General features: G+C 70.5%; 11 protein-coding genes. 6 read left to right on the top strand and 5 right to left on the bottom strand.

From position 1 onward, the window contains the following. Nucleotides 1-2: 2 nt before the first annotated feature. Together ACZ6YG_RS22370 and ACZ6YG_RS22365 are read right to left on the bottom strand one after the other, a co-directional pair. On the bottom strand, nucleotides 3-623 hold the full coding sequence (locus tag ACZ6YG_RS22370; RefSeq protein WP_271275443.1) for a DALR anticodon-binding domain-containing protein: 621 nt from the start codon (nucleotides 621-623) through the stop codon (nucleotides 3-5). A 22-nt stretch (nucleotides 624-645) separates the two neighbouring features. Then, nucleotides 646-2,487, bottom strand: a complete 1,842-nt coding sequence (locus tag ACZ6YG_RS22365) for a hypothetical protein (protein WP_466019105.1) — start codon at nucleotides 2,485-2,487, stop codon at nucleotides 646-648. 70 nt (nucleotides 2,488-2,557) lie between these two features. Here ACZ6YG_RS22365 and ACZ6YG_RS22360 point away from each other — a divergent pair, with 70 nt between their 5' ends. Beyond that, a complete protein-coding gene (locus ACZ6YG_RS22360) occupies nucleotides 2,558-4,207 on the top strand; it encodes an asparagine synthetase B family protein (protein ID WP_466019104.1) in 1,650 nt (549 codons plus the stop codon). Nucleotides 4,208-4,478: 271 nt separating this feature from the next. Then, complete coding sequence (gene treS, locus ACZ6YG_RS22355; protein WP_148033935.1) at nucleotides 4,479-6,179, top strand: maltose alpha-D-glucosyltransferase; 1,701 nt, start codon at nucleotides 4,479-4,481, stop codon at nucleotides 6,177-6,179. A 56-nt stretch (nucleotides 6,180-6,235) separates the two neighbouring features. Here treS and ACZ6YG_RS22350 read toward each other — a convergent pair whose 3' ends face one another. From ACZ6YG_RS22350 to ACZ6YG_RS22340, 3 genes are read right to left on the bottom strand one after another with little or no spacing between them, the layout of a single operon-like run. Further along, complete coding sequence (locus ACZ6YG_RS22350; protein ID WP_466019103.1) at nucleotides 6,236-8,512, bottom strand: ABC transporter permease; 2,277 nt, start codon at nucleotides 8,510-8,512, stop codon at nucleotides 6,236-6,238. Next, on the bottom strand, nucleotides 8,509-9,243 hold the full coding sequence (locus tag ACZ6YG_RS22345; protein WP_148033937.1) for an ABC transporter ATP-binding protein: 735 nt from the start codon (nucleotides 9,241-9,243) through the stop codon (nucleotides 8,509-8,511). Before ACZ6YG_RS22345 ends, ACZ6YG_RS22350 begins: the two co-directional genes overlap by 4 nt. Beyond that, on the bottom strand, nucleotides 9,240-9,746 hold the full coding sequence (locus ACZ6YG_RS22340; RefSeq protein ID WP_148033938.1) for a PadR family transcriptional regulator: 507 nt from the start codon (nucleotides 9,744-9,746) through the stop codon (nucleotides 9,240-9,242). The genes ACZ6YG_RS22345 and ACZ6YG_RS22340 overlap by 4 nt, the downstream gene beginning before the upstream one ends. Nucleotides 9,747-9,876: 130 nt before the next feature. Between ACZ6YG_RS22340 and ACZ6YG_RS22335 the strand changes: the two genes are divergently transcribed. The 4 genes from ACZ6YG_RS22335 to ACZ6YG_RS22320 are packed head-to-tail and all read left to right on the top strand — an operon-like array spanning nucleotide 9,877 to nucleotide 14,752. Then, nucleotides 9,877-11,127, top strand: coding sequence for an ABC transporter substrate-binding protein (locus ACZ6YG_RS22335; RefSeq protein WP_271275448.1), 1,251 nt, complete (start codon nucleotides 9,877-9,879; stop codon nucleotides 11,125-11,127). Nucleotides 11,128-11,135: 8 nt separating this feature from the next. Continuing rightward, nucleotides 11,136-12,464: an ABC transporter substrate-binding protein gene (locus tag ACZ6YG_RS22330; RefSeq protein ID WP_148033940.1), complete on the top strand. Its 1,329-nt coding sequence runs from the start codon at nucleotides 11,136-11,138 to the stop codon at nucleotides 12,462-12,464. A 12-nt stretch (nucleotides 12,465-12,476) separates the two neighbouring features. Then, on the top strand, nucleotides 12,477-13,856 hold the full coding sequence (locus ACZ6YG_RS22325; RefSeq protein WP_364226312.1) for an ABC transporter permease: 1,380 nt from the start codon (nucleotides 12,477-12,479) through the stop codon (nucleotides 13,854-13,856). Further along, the gene (locus tag ACZ6YG_RS22320) at nucleotides 13,853-14,752 is read left to right on the top strand and encodes a carbohydrate ABC transporter permease (RefSeq protein ID WP_148033942.1); all 900 of its coding nucleotides are present in this window, start codon (nucleotides 13,853-13,855) and stop codon (nucleotides 14,750-14,752) included. The genes ACZ6YG_RS22325 and ACZ6YG_RS22320 overlap by 4 nt, the downstream gene beginning before the upstream one ends. The last annotated feature ends 107 nt before the right edge of the window (nucleotides 14,753-14,859 follow it).

The raw sequence follows: 14,859 nt of genomic DNA, 5'->3' as shown, positions 1-14,859 counted from the left end.
TCTTAGATGCGGTCCGGTCCCGCCAGCACGCTCTCCACCGCCGCCGCCAGCCGCACCCTCGCGGTGTGCACCGGCCGCGGCGGCGCGTCTCCCATCGGCACCGCGGGGGCGCGCTCGTGCGCGTCGTGGTACGCCAGCGCCAGCCGCACCTGGTAGGCGTCCCAGCCCGGGTCCCTGCTCGCCGCCCGTCCCGGCAGCTCGGCCAGCACCCGCAGGACTTTCCTGTCGTACGGGGACTCCAGCAGGCCGGGCCGGAAGCCGGTCTCCGGGACGCCCAGGTCGCGCGCCCACCGCCGCACGCCCGCCGCCCGCGCGTGCCCGTACCGGACCACGAACCCGGGGTTCTCCCACGTACGGGGGAAGTCCGGCCAGGCGGGCTCCGGCAGCGCGGGAGGTTCGAAGTCGTCCAGGAGCGCCCCCGGCACGGCCACCACGACCCGCACGAACCCGCCGGGCAGCGCCTCGGCCCCGGTCACGCCCGGCAGCGCCCGCAGCCGCGCGGCCAGATCCTTCGCCGGCACCCCGCTCCGCAACGCGGCGGGCGAGACGTAGGCCGCCTCCCGCTCCCACGTGCCGTCAGGGACCGGCGGCTCCCCGAGCACCTCCGCCAGTCGCGCGATCACCGGGACCCCCGCCGGCGCATGGTCAGATGAGGGCGTGCGGCTCGGCGGAGCCGTACTCCACGAGGTGGGCGGCGCCGAGCAGCCAGCGGTCCTCGTCGCGCACCCGGACGTAGCCGAACCGGTCGGCGGCGAACACCTTGACGCCGTCCTGGCGGCACTGGCGCATGAGCACCTCGTCCCAGCCGTCGGTGAGGTCGGCGAAGCCCAGCTCGCGCAGCGGGTTGCGGCGGGCGAGCAGGGTCGCGCCGGCGATCTCCGGCAGGTAGGAGTATTCGGCCTCCGGCTGCTTGAGCAGCGTGGCCTGCGGCTTGCGCAGGTGGGCGTAGAAGGCGGCCTTGCCGACGATGTCGGCCGTCGTGAACAGGAAGGCGCGCCGCAGGTCGGACAGGTAGTGGGAGCCGTAGACGTCGCGCGGGTCCATGACCGCGACCAGGTCGGCCTCGCACAGGTCGAGCCCGCGCCCGAGCATCGCGCCGACGGTGAGCTCGGGACGGAGCGGCCGGTGGATCACGTCGGCGTCGGGCAGCACGTCGCGGGCGCGCTCCCCCGCCTCGGGCGGGCCGAAGACGACGAGCTGGGCGACCCCGCTCTGCCTGGCGACCTGGGCCAGCGCGTGCTCCGTCCGCCCCGGCTCGGGGACGACGAGCAGGACGGAGGTGTCGAGGGTGGCGCGGGCGCTGGGCAGCCCGACCTTGTCGAGCAGCTCGTCGATCCGCTCGGTCATGGTGCCGCTGTCGTAGGCGCGCCGCAGCGCGACGTGCGCGCGTCGGGTGTCGGGGTCCGGGCCGATAGGGGTGCCGCAGGCGGCGATCTCGGCCAGGCGCCACATGGGCGTGCCGGGCGGGCAGTCGACGCCGGCCGGCCAGCGGTAGGAGGTCAGCACGTCGGGATAGGCCAGGTGACCCGGCAACAACTGGTCGAGGGTGAGCACCCGGTCGATGCGGCCGCCGGACAGCGGCAGCGGGTTGTGCACCCGGGGCTGGACGCCGAACTGCAGGCGCGGCCAGCCGACGGTCAGGTCGGTGGTGAAGCGGTGCTCGAACAGCTCGGCGGAGGCGGCGTAGGCCGACACGTCGCCGTGGGTGTGCCAGAACACGGTGCGGATGCCGCGCTCGGCGCACCAGGCCAGCAGCGCCTTGAGCCCCTCGCCCGGCTCGCCCCGCAGCTCCTCGGCCCACGGCCCGGTCGCGACGGACTCGACCACGAGCAGGTGGGGCACCTCCAGCGGCAGCACCCTGGCGAAGTCGCGCGGCGTGAACCCGGTGGTCTGCCGCCACTCGTAGCGCAGCAGCGCCTCGGCGTGCGGCTCGGCGATCACCGCGGCGGTGATGTGAGGACGGGTGTTGGGGCCGGTCGGCACCCGGAACGGCCTCAGCTTGAACGACTCGCCGGCGAGCGTGCGGGTCGTGGTGGTGGCCTGGAAGGCGGCGCCAGGCCGGTCGTCCTTGCGCTGGACGACGACGGGCCTGCGCTTGGGGGCGATGGGCCGCTTCACCGGCTTGGTGGCGCCCTTGAGCTCCTTGGCCAGCCGGACGGGGTTGCTCTTGCCGGTCTTGATCGCGTCGCCGAGCCTGCTCCAGCGCGCGACCTTGATCGACTTGAGCTTCCAGTTGGCCACCTCGGCCTGGTAGCGCTGCTCGGCCAGCTCCTTGCGGAGCTTGTCGGCGGCGGCGCGCTCGCGCTCCAGGTCTTCCTCGGCCCCCGCCAGCCGTTCGGCGAGCGCCTTGACCTCCTCCGCGTGCCGCTCGGCCTCGGCCAGCCTGCTCTGCGCCGCGTCCAGCAGCCTCGCCAGCTCAGCCGCGTGCTCGGCCTGCGCGACCGCTTCCCGCAGCGCCTTGCGCGTGCTCTCCAGCTCGGTGGACAACTGGACCTCCGTCTCTCAGCCCGGCAAAGGATACTCTTTTGCGGGAAGCGGCTCGAAGGGAAGAGATCCGGTGCAGTTCATCGTGCGGCCCTATGTCTGCGGCGGTCTCGGACGGATCGACAGCGCCCTCGTCGGCAAACTGTCCTCCGCCGGCCCTCGCGTGCGCCCCGCGCTCCAGACGGCCGAGGCGGCGCTGTTCAGCTCCGCCCCGCTGCCTCCCTACCAGCGTTCCGGCGAGGCGTTCGCGTTCTCCTGGGGAGAGCGCAGGCCGCCCGCCGCCCGCTCGGAACGGGCCGCCGACTGGATGGCGGTCGCGGAGACGTACGAGACGCCCGGCCTGATCGGCGACGGCCCGCGCACCACGCTGCACACCGGCGCGCTCGGGCTGGTCGACGTCTATTACGTACGGATCGGCGAGGCGGTCTACTTCTCGTCCCTGATCCAGCCCCTGATGGCCCTGGTGCCGCTGGAGATCGACTGGTCGGCCTGGGCGTCGATCCTGCGGGTGACGTTCCCGCTGGGCGAGGCGACTCCTTACCGGGAGATCAAGCGGCTGCCGGGCTCCAGCGCGCTGGTCTGGGACGGCGAGCGGCTGTCGACCGAGCGCAGGCTGCCGCGCTGGCTGCGCAGCGAGCCCTACGAGACGTGGGTCGGCGCGGGCGAGATCGTGGAGCTGCTGCACGACGTCTACAAGGACTACGACGGCCGCAAGCTGCTGGTGCCGATCAGCGGCGGTTACGACTCCCGGCTGCTGGGCAGCGTGGCCAAGGCCCGGGGGTTCGACGTGGAGTCGTGGACCACGAGCCCCGACGACGGCACCGACACCGACATCGCCTTCGCCAGGGCGATCACCGGCGAGCTGGGCATCCCGCACCGGGTGATCACCCAGGACGCGGCCTCGTACCCGGACGACGCCGCGGAGGTGGCGCGCAGGCTCGAATACCTGACGCCGCACCACGCGTGGTACGCCCCGTTCGCCAAGGAGGTCCACACGTCGGGCCGCATCCTGGTCGACGGGCTGGCGGGCGGTCCGCTGCTGAAGAACTTCATGGTCAGCGGCGCCGCCCTGGAGGCCACCAGCCAGGCCGAGCGGTCGGCGGCCGTGCTGGGCTCGCTCAGCCTCGGGGCGCCTTCTCAGCCGTTCCTGTCGGAGGCGGCCGAAGCGTGGATCGACGAGACGGTGCGCGAGCAGTTCGCGGCGGCCACCTCGATGCTCCACGGCCACCGGGCCGAGCTGCCGCTGTCGGTGCTCCACACCCGCACGGTGCGCGGCATCGCCCGCTCGGCGGTCAACCTGGTGGGGCCTGAGGCGTCGTTCGCGGCGCCGTTCATCCACCCGGACTTCTTCGACGCGGCCCTGTCGGTGGGCGTGGCCCGCAAGGACAAGGGCCGCTTCTACCGCGAGGTGCTGCACGCCGCCGACCCGCGGGTGGCGGCGCTGCCCTCGACCAACGTGATCAAGCAGCCGCTGCGGCGGGTGGCGCTGCGCTCCACGGCCGCCCCCGCGCGCGACTACTCCCACCGGATGCTGCGGGTGGTCGCCACGCGGGTGCCCGGCCTGCTGTCGGATGAGCTGCACGCGCTGGTCGCCGACGGGCCCGACGCGCTGACCCGGTTCAACGGGTGGAACGACCGGTTCTGGGTGCGCGGGCTGGTGCTTTTCGGTCTCTGGCTGAGTGACTTCGAAAACGACCTGGATGACCTCTCTGCCCCGTTCTAGTTACACCGAGAAGAACAGCCAGTAACATCACGGTTACGCAGGGATCTCCGGGGTATTACAGCTGGCACACCACAAGCGGGTTCCGGAAAGCCAACGGGCTGGTAGTGTTCGGCCCGTAAGCGCCGCACAAGCGGGCACCGGATCACAAATCCGGGCCTGTCAAGGGCATGGATTCGCAGGGATGACGACTCCACGCGGCGCGGTCACCAGATATGAACGCCGGGGTACCCGGTGACTTCGTCCTGCCCACATCTCCTTCTGTGAGCGACACATGATCAACGCATCCCCATCACCGGAGCCGGTGGCCGAGAACTTCATCTCGGAAGATCCGGCTTGGTACAAGCGGGCGGTGTTCTACGAGGTTCTCGTCCGGGGGTTCAAGGACTCCAACGGCGACGGCACCGGAGATCTTCGCGGCCTCGTCGAGAAGCTCGACTATCTCGAGTGGCTGGGCGTCGACTGCCTCTGGTTGTTGCCGCTCTACGAATCGCCGCTGCGCGACGGCGGCTACGACATCTCCGACTACATGAAGATCCTGCCGGACTTCGGGGATCTCGCCGATTTCATCCAACTGGTGGAGGCCGCCCACGAACGCGGCCTGCGGATCATCACCGACCTGGTGATGAACCACACCTCTGATCGGCATCCCTGGTTCCAGGCGTCCCGTCACGACCCTGAGGGCCCGTACGGCGACTTCTACGTCTGGTCGGACGAGCCGACGGGCTACCCCGACGCGCCGATCATCTTCGTCGGCGCCGAGGAGTCCAACTGGACCTGGGACCCTGTGCGCAAGCAGTACTACTGGCACCGGTTCTTCCATCACCAGCCGGATCTCAACTATGACAACCCGGCGGTGCAGGAGGCCATGCTGGAGGTGCTGCGCTTCTGGCTCGACCTGGGCATCGACGGGTTCCGGCTGGACGCGGTGCCGTACCTGTTCGAGCGCGAGGGCACCGCCTGCGCCGGCCTGCCGGAGACGCACGCCTACCTGAAGAAGGTCCGGGCCGAGGTCGACCGCCTCTACCCTGACCGGGTGCTGCTGGCCGAGGCCAACGGCTGGCCGGAGGACGTCGTCGAGTACTTCGGCGACCCGACGGTCGGCGGCGACGAGTGCCACATGGCCTTCCACTTCCCGCTGATGCCGCGCATCTACATGGCGGTGAAGAAGGAGACCCGGGAGCCGATCTCCGAGATCATGTCCCGTACGCCGAAGCTGCCGGACACCGCGCAGTGGGGCATCTTCCTCCGCAACCACGACGAGCTGACGCTCGAGACGGTGACCGAGGAAGAGCGCGACTACATGCACAGCGAGTACGCCAAGGACCCGCGGATGCGGGCCTACCTCGGCATCCGCCGCCGGCTGGCGCCGTTGCTCGACAACGACCGCGACCGGATCGAGCTGTTCACCGCCCTGCTGCTGTCGCTGCCCGGCTCGCCCGTCATGTACTACGGCGACGAGATCGGCATGGGCGACAACATCTGGCTGGAGGACCGCGACTCGGTGCGCACGCCGATGCAGTGGAGCCCCGACCGCAACGCGGGCTTCTCCACCGGCGATCCGGGCCGGCTCTACCTGCCGGTGGTCATGGACCCGATCTACGGCTACCAGGCCATCAACGTGGAGGCCCAGCAGCGCAGCGAGGGGTCACTGCTCCACTTCACCCGCAAGATGCTGCAGATCCGGCGCGACCACCCGGTGTTCGGCACCGGCTCGTACACGGAGATGTGGTCGTCCAACCCGTCGGTCCTCACGTACGTGCGTGAGGAGGGCGACGACGTGATGCTCTGCGTGAACAACCTGTCGAAGTTCCCGCAGCCGGTGGAGCTGGACCTGCGCCGGTTCGAGGGCATGACGCCGGTGGAGGCGCGCGGCGGCGTGCACTTCCCGGTGATCGGCGCCCTGCCCTACCTGCTGACCCTGCCGGGTCACGGCTTCTACTGGTTCGCGCTGCGGCGAGAGGCGTCGCGCTGACCGATCACCGCCCGGTGACCAGTCACCTGGTCACCGGGCGGTGGCGTTTCCGCAGGTCAGCGGGCGGTGATCGGCACCTGGGCGCGGGCCGCGCGGCGGGCCGGGATGAGCGCCACCGCGAGGGCGGTGCCCACGGCCAGCAGCACCGCCAGGGCCAGCGTCACCGGTGAGGGCGGGCGGCCGATCCCGGCGCCCACCCCGCTGGTGTGCCCCTGCAGGTCGATCAGCCCGGTCGCCACCGAGGCCCCGGCCGCGGCCCCCGCCACGACGCCCAGCACCACCAGCAGGCCGGTGCCGGTCACGAGGGTGGCCATCACCTGGCGGGGTGTCAGCCCCATCGCCTTCAGCACGGCCAGGTCCGCGGCGTGGTCGCGCAGCCCGAGCGCGCTCGCGGTGAGCAGGTTGGCCAGCCCGATCAGGGTGAGCACGGCGGTCAGCGCCACGATCACCACCCGGATCATCGCCAGCCGGTCGGCGGGGTTGACCGCGGCCTGCACCTCCAGGTTCTCCCCTGACTCCGCCAGCAGCCGGGCCGCCACCTCGTCGCGGCTCGCCCCCGGGTGCAGGGCGAGCGCGTAGTACTCAGGCGGCACGGAGTCCTTGGCCGCCAGGCTGTCGAGGCCGACCGACAGCACCTCGCCGTCCTGGTCGGGCTCGACGGTGCGGCCGACGACGCGCACGATCAGCGGCGAGCCGCCCACGGTCAGCCGCACCCGGTCGCCGATCTTCACGCCGAGCAGGTCGAGCAGCCCCTGCCCGGCCACGGCCTCGCCGGGCTCGGCGTACATGCGGCCCTCGACGACCGGGAACGGGTAGCGGTCGGAGGCGGAGCCGCCGACCGCCCGCACCCGGACGGACCGGCCCTCGCCGGGCGCCAGCGCGTTCACGTCGGTGCCGGGATAGACGGCGGCCACGTCGCGGTCGGCGCCGGCCAGCCGCGCGGCCTGGGCCGCCTCCAGCTTGCCGGGGCGCACGTAGAGCGAGGCGTGCTGGCCGACCTGCTCGGGATTGCGGGCGAAGTTGTCGAGCGTGGCCCACACGCCCAGCCCGATCGTGATCATCATCATCGGCACGGCCAGCCCGAACACGGTCAGGAACGCGGGCACCCGGCGGGTGAAGGCGTCTCTGGTGCCCAGCACGAGCGCGGGCGGCAGCCGTACCAGCAGCGCGAGCCTGGCCAGCCTGGACAGGCGGCCGCCGGGCGGCTGGGAGGGCGCGGCCGGGATGGGCGGGGTGCGCCCGCCGCGCCAGGCCGGCACGCCGACCGCGGCCAGCACGGCCAGGGCGGTGCCGGCGACGATGGTGAGCACGGGTATCGGCGCGACGGAGCTGGCGCCGACGGCCAGAGCGGTGACCGCCCAGCCGGCGACCGTGCCGAGCGCGACGCCGATCAGGCCGAGCGCGCCGTGCTCGACGAGCAGCAGCAGCGCGACCTGGCCGCGGGTGAAGCCCATGGACTTGAGCGTCGCCAGGTCGCGGAGCTGGCCCAGCACGCGCCCGCCGGCCGCGTTGGCCAGCGCGAGCGCCGCCGCCACCAGGCCGCCCACGCCGAACAGCGCGAGCATGGTGCCGAGCAGCCGGTTGTCGAGCTCCATGGCGGCCCGGATCTCGCGCCAGGTGTAGAGCCGCTGGAGCTGGTCGTCGAGCATGACGACGACCCGCTGGGAGACCACCTGGGCGGCGTCGGCGTCGGCCAGCCGCAGCCCGGTCACCCACTCGCTGCGGCCCAGCATCGGCTCGATCCGGTCGAGCGCCTCGGGCAGCACCCAGCCCAGGCCGGGGGTCCACTCCGGGTAGAAGCCCTGGTCGGCGGAGTCGGCGATGCCGCGCACGTACAGGGTGTGGCGCTGGCCGCTGAGCGCGACGACGGTGAACGGGGCGCCGATCCGCAGCCGCAGTTCGCGGGCGAAGGAGCGTTCGACGACCACGCCGTCGGGCTGCGCGGGGTCGAGCCAGCCGCCCTCGACGACCGCGGGATGCGCCACGCGGGGCGGCGTGGCGGGCATCGCGCGCAGCGAGGCTGGCTCGCGCTTGCCGTCCTGCAGCGCGGTGACGGGGGCCGACCGGTACGGGCCGGCGGTGGCCGTCACCCCGTCGAGCGCCTGCACGCCGGCCAGCTGGGCGGTGTTGTCGCGGGTGTAGAGCCAGACGTGGGCGCCTTCGGTCTGGGCGAACAGGCCGCGCCACGGGTTGGTGGAGTCCTCCAGGAGGGTCACCGCGGTGATCAGGGCGGCCACGATGCCGGCCACGGCGAGCACGGTCAGCGTCGCCTGGCCCTTCCTGGCCCGCAGGTCCGCCCTGATCCAGCGGCTGCCCGCGCGTGCGGTGCTCATCGCAGGTCGATCACTTCTCCGACGGTGCGCCGGCGGGGCCTGGCGATGCGGCCGTCGTCCACGATCTCACCGTCGAGCAGGCTGACCACCCGGTCGGCGAGCGCGGCCACGCGAGCGTCGTGGGTGACCATGACGATCGTCTGGCCGTCCTTGTGGACCCGGCCGAGCAGGCGGAGCACGTCGCGGGTGTTGCGGCTGTCGAGGTTGCCGGTGGGCTCGTCGGCCAGCAGCACGCTGGGCTGGTTGGCGAGCGCGCGGGCGAGCGCGACCCGCTGCTGCTCGCCGCCGGAGAGCTGGGCGGGCGAGGCGTCGGCCCGGTCGCCGAGGTTGAGCGCGCCCAGGAGGTCCTCGCGGCGCTCGCGGGCCTCCCTGGGCGAGGCCCCGGCCAGCAGCGCGGGCAGCTCGACGTTGTCGGCCACGGTCATGTTGGCGACCAGGTTGAAGAACTGGAAGACGAAGCCGATCTTCTTGCGGCGCAGCAGCGCCCAGGCGCTCTCGGAGAGGGTGTCGGCCCGCTTGCCGTCAAGCCAGATCTCGCCGCTGGTGCGGGAGTCGAGGCCGCCGAGCATGTGGACGAGCGTCGACTTCCCGGACCCCGAAGGGCCCATCACGGCCACGAACTCCCCCGCGTCGACCTGGAGGTCCACGCCGCGCACGGCGGGCACCGGCACCGCGCCGCCGGAGTAGATCTTCACCAGGTTGATCGCCTTGAGCACGGCCTCGTCACTCATGCGAGGTCCTCCTGACAACGTTCGAGCCAGTCGAGATCGGCCTGAAGGTGGAGCATCGCACCTTCGATGAGCAGTATGGCGATCTTGTCATCCGGAGAGGTGCGGTCGAGCAGTTCGTTGAGGTCCTTCATCAGCGACAGGTAGTGGCGGCGCTGCCGGTTGATCAGCACCATCCGGTCGGCGATGCCGGTCATCGGGGCCAGCACCAGCTTCATGAAGAACTCGTCGCGCACCCGCGGACCCTCGGTCGGCTCGTCGACCCACAGGTGGAGCACGTCGCGGCCCTTGGCCGTGAGGTAGTAGACCTTCTTGTTCGGCCGGTTGGACTGCTCGACGTCGACGGCTCTCACCAGGCCGTCCTTCTCCAGCCGGCCCAACGTCACATAGATCTGCCCGATGTTGGGCGACGGGTAGGCGCTTCCGAAGGTCTGTTCAAGGTCCTGTTTCAGTTCGTAGCCGTGGGCAGGCTCCTTGGCCAGAAGCGCCAGCAGGTGAAGCCGCACCGCCTCACCTCCCCGTGTGTTACGGATGCGTTACATGGCTTGCCGTTGACCACCAGATTACCGGTGTGCATAACATGAATGCATCTACCTAACACGTATGTAACCCCCGTGCACAAGGAGGGAAAAACCGGTGCTCCGTCGTCTGGCGATCGTCCTGGCCGTCCTCGCGGCGTCCGGAGGGTGCGCGGCGACGGGCGATGACGGTGGCGGCGAGTCCCGGGCGGGAAGCACCGGCCCGATCACGTTCGCCACCGGGCGCGACACCACGGCGTACCTTCAACCCTTGCTGGATCGCTGGAACCAGGCCCACCCGGCCGAAAAGGTGACGCTCATCGAGCTGCCCGAGGCGGCCGACGAGCAGCGCGCCCAGATGGTGGCCAACTTGCAGGCCCGCAGCACCCGTTACGACGTGCTCGGGCTGGACGTGGTGTGGACCGCGGAGTTCGCGGAGAACGGCTGGATCATCCCCTTGGAGCGCGGGTCCTTCCCGCTCGACAAGTTCCTGCCGCCTGTCGTGAAGACCGCGATCTACAAGGACAAGCTGTGGGCGGTCCCGTACACGAGCAACGCGGGGCTGCTCTACTACCGCACCGACCTGGTGAAGAAGCCGCCGCGCACGTGGGCGGAACTTCGCGAACAGACCCAAAAGATCACGAAAAAGCACGATATCGAGGGTTATGCCGGACAGTTCCTCGCGTACGAGGGACTGACCGTCAACTTCTCCGAGGCCGTGCAGTCGGCGGGAGGCCAGATCCTCAGCGCCGACGGCACCAGGGTGACCCTCGAACCCGCCGCCGCGACGACCGCGCTGGAGTTCCTCCAGCAGGGCCTGCGCGAAGGCTGGATCCCCGAGGAGTCGCTCAACTACAAGGAGGAGGAGTCCCGCCTGGCCTTCCAGGAAGGCCGGCTCGCCTTCGCCCGCAACTGGCCGCACGCCTACGGGCCGGCCAGGAACAGGCTCGGCGACAAGGTCGCGGTCACCACGCTGCCGGGCCCCGACGGGCCGGGGAGCAGCTCGCTGGGCGGCATCAACCTGGCCATCAGCGCCTACTCGCAGCACCAGCAGACCGCGACGGAGTTCATCCGTTACTTCACGAGCCTGGAGAACGAGCGCCGGGTCCTCACCGAGGGGTCGTTCCCGCCGGTGTGGACCGAGCTCTACGACGACCCAGAGCTCATCGAGCGCTTTCCGTACCTGCCCGTACTCAAGGAGAGCATCCTCGCCGCCGAGCCGCGCGCGGCGAGCCCGCACTACAACCAGCTCAGCCTGGTGATCGCGAGCACGGTCGCCAAAGCGCTCACCCCCCCGATCAGCGAGTCCGCGAACGACGTGGCGGCCTCGCTGAAAGCTGAACTCGAAGAGATCATCAGAACCCAGTGAGGCAAGCCATGCGTAAAGGCAGAGCAACAGCGATTCTGGCCGGACTGGCGCTGGCGGTGACCGCCTGCGGCGGCAACGCCCCGACGACCTCCCAGCCGACCGAGTCCGCTCCCGCCGCCAGCGAGAGCGGCGGCGCCAAGACGCTCGAAGGCGTCACGCTCGAAGTCGCCGCCAAGTGGACCGGCGAGGAGCAGAAGAACTTCGAGCAGGTGCTCAAGGCCTTCTCCGACAAGACCGGCGCCAAGGTCACCTATGCCTCCACCGGTGAGGACACCGGCGCCTACCTCGGCCCGCGCATCCAGGGCGGCAGCCCGCCCGACGTGGCGATCCTGCCGCAGCCGGGCCTGGTCCAGCAGTACGCCGAGCAGAAGGCGCTCAAGCCGCTCACCGAGGACGTCACCAAGGAGATCGACGCCAACTACACCGAATACTGGAAGGAGCTCGGCTCCGCCGACGGCCAGGTGTACGGCGTGCTGATCAAGGCGGCGCACAAGTCGCTGGTCTGGTACCAGTCGAAGGCCTTCGAGGACGCCGGCGTGCAGCCGCCGACCACGTGGGACGAGCTGGTGACCGCCTCGCAGACGATCGCCGACTCCGGCACCGCGCCGTTCTCGTTCTGCGGCGCCTCCGGCTGGACGCTGACCGACCTGTTCGAGAACGTCTACCTGTCCTCGGCCGGCCCGGAGAAGTACGACCAGCTCTCCAAGCACGAGATCCCCTGGACCGACCCCAGTGTGGCCACGGCCCTGGAGAAGATCGCGCAGATCGCCGGCAAGAAGGAGTTCGTCGCGGGCGGCACCTCCGGCGCGCTGCAGACCGACTTCCCGACCTGCGTCACCAAGGTCTACGGCGAGAAGGAAGCCGCGATGGTGATCGAGGCCGACTTCGTCGCCGTCACGGCCGAGGAGTCGGGCGCCAAGGTCGGCGAGGAGGCCAAGTACTTCCCGTTCCCGAAGGTGGGCGACACCGCTCCGGTCGTGCTCGGCGGTGACGTCGCGGTGGCCATGAAGGACTCCCCCGGCGCCATGGCGCTGCTGCAGTTCCTGGCCTCCAAGGAGGGCGGCGAGGTCTGGGCCAAGCTGCCCGGCTACCTGTCCCCCAACAGGAACGTCTCCCCCGACAACTACCCGAACGAGATGACCAAGCAGCTCGGCCAGACGATCGTCACGGCCGGTGAGTCGGTCCGCTACGACATGTCCGACCTCGCGCCGAGCGCCTTCGGCGGCACCGACGGCAAGGGCGAGTGGAAGGTCCTGCAGGACTTCCTGCGCGACCCGAGTGACGTCAAGGGCGCCCAGGAGGCGCTCGAAGCAGAGGCCAAGAAGGCCTGGAAGTAAAGAGGCATGGCCGTGACCGAAAGGTTGGACGGCCCCCAGGACCCGCCCGTGGACGACACGGGCGGGCCTACCTCGGGACCGGCTGATACCCCCCGCACACGACGACGCCTCGGCCCGTCACCCACGATCGCCATCGTCTTCCTGCTGCCGGCGGCCCTGCTCCTCGGCATCTGGGTGGTCTACCCGATCGGATACTCGATCGTCCGCAGCATGTACGACTCCACCAACCAGGTGTTCGTCGGGCTGGAGAACTACGGGACGATCTTCAGTGACGCCGGGACGCTGAAGACCATCCGCAACAACCTGATCTGGGTGATCGTCGCCCCGATCGTGGTCACCACGATCGGCCTGATCTTCGCGGTGCTGACCGAGCGCATCAAGTGGGCGACCGCGTTCAAGCTGATCGTCTTCATGCCGATGGCCGTCTCGCTGATGGCCGCCGGCGTCATCTTCCGCCTCGTGTACGACGAGGACCCGGACAAGGGCGTGGCCAACGCCATCATGACCGTGGTGCACGACACGTTCTCCTCCTCCCAGGGCTATCCGGAGGCGCGCGCCCGCGAGGGCGACCAGTCACCGGTGGCCGCCCAGGAGGACGGCTCGGTCGTCACCAAGCAGCCGGTGGAGTCCGGCCAGACCGTGCTGATCCCGATCGTGGGCGTCAAGCCGGAGGTGATGCCCGCGGACGCCCAGCCGGCGGTCGCGGCGACCGGCGGCGACGGGCTGTCGGGCACGGTGTGGTTCGACTTCACCCCGGGCGGCGGCGGCGTGAACGGCCAGCCGGACCCCACGGAGAAGGGCCTGCCCGGGATGACCGTGGAGGCCGTGAGCGACGGCGAGGTGGCGGCGACCGCCACGACGGCCGCTGACGGATCGTTCCGGTTCGACGGCCTGCCCTCGGGCTCCTACGAGGTACGGCTGCCGCAGGAGAACTTCACGGCCGCCTACAACGGCCTGACCTGGCTCGGCCCGACGCTCATCACACCGGCGATCATCGGGGCGTTCGTCTGGGTGTGGGCCGGGTTCGCCATGGTGCTGATCGCGGCCGGCCTGGCGGCCATCCCGCGTGACGCGCTGGAGGCGGCCCGCATCGACGGCGCCACCGAATGGCAGGTGTTCCGCAGGATCACGGTGCCGTTGCTGTCGCCGGTGCTGCTCGTCGTCTTCGTGACGATGATCATCAATACGTTGAAGGTGTTCGACCTGGTGTTCATCATCGCACCGCCGTCGGTTCAGCCGGAGGCGAACGTGATCGCGCTGGAGATGTGGCGGGTCGCGTTCGGCGGCGGGAACAACCAGGGGCTCGGCAGCGCGCTGGCCGTCTTCCTGCTGATCCTGGTCCTGCCCTTCATGATCATGAACATCCGCAGGTTCAAGAGGGGTGAGTCATGACCACGGCCACGGCCACGGCCCCGGCGCAGAGCCACGCCGGCGCGCCACGGCGAAACCTGGCCGGACGCATCGTCGACCGCCTCGGCAGCGGCGTCGTCCAGGTCGTGATGATCCTGCTCGGCCTGTTCTGGCTGGTGCCCACCCTGGGCCTGCTGGTGGTCTCGCTGCGCACGACCGAGGTCAACAACGCCGAGGGCTGGTGGACGATCTTCACCAAGCCCGCCGAGATCACCATCGCCAACTACGCCGACCTGCTGGCCGGCGGCTTCGGGGCGTCCTTCTGGAACACCGTGGCCATCACGGTGCCGACCACGATCCTGGTCATCGGCATCGCGGCCATGGCGGCGTACGCGTTCGCCTGGATGGAGTTCCCCGGCCGGGACCTGCTGTTCCTGGTCGTGGTCGGGCTGCTGATCGTGCCGATCCAGATCGCGCTGATCCCCGTGGCCGCGCTCTACGGCCAGGTCGGGATCTTCGGCTCGATCCCCGGCGTCGTGCTCTTCCACGTGGCGTTCGGGCTGCCGTTCGCGATCTTCCTGCTCCGTAACTTCTTCATCGGCATCCCGGCCTCCCTGCTGGAGGCGGCGCGGATGGACGGGGCGCCGGAGTGGCGGATCTTCGTGTCGGTGGTGTTCCCGCTGGGCAAGCCCGCCATCGCCTCGCTCGGCATCTTCCAGTTCCTCTGGGTGTGGAACGACATGCTGATCGCGCTGGTCTACGCCAACCCGGCGAACCAGCCGATGACCAAGTACCTCCAGTCCCAGATGCGGCAGTTCGGCACCAACATGGACATCCTCTCGTCCGGCGCCTTCCTGTCGCTGATCATCCCGCTGGTGCTGTTCTTCGCGTTCCAGCGTTACTTCGTCCAGGGCATGATGGCCGGCTCGGTGAAGTGACCCAAGCGGGCGCCCGTCTTCCCGCGGGGGCGCGGGCGCCCGCCCTTGGTGATCATTTCTCCGGGTTCCGTACGCATCGCCCGCCAGACCTGGCTAAGCTCAACGCC

The sequence above is a fragment of the Nonomuraea sp. NPDC054003 genome, assembly GCF_055585125.1.
Note: the sequence above shows the minus strand (reverse complement) of the source record. Positions and strands in the feature narration are given on the sequence as shown.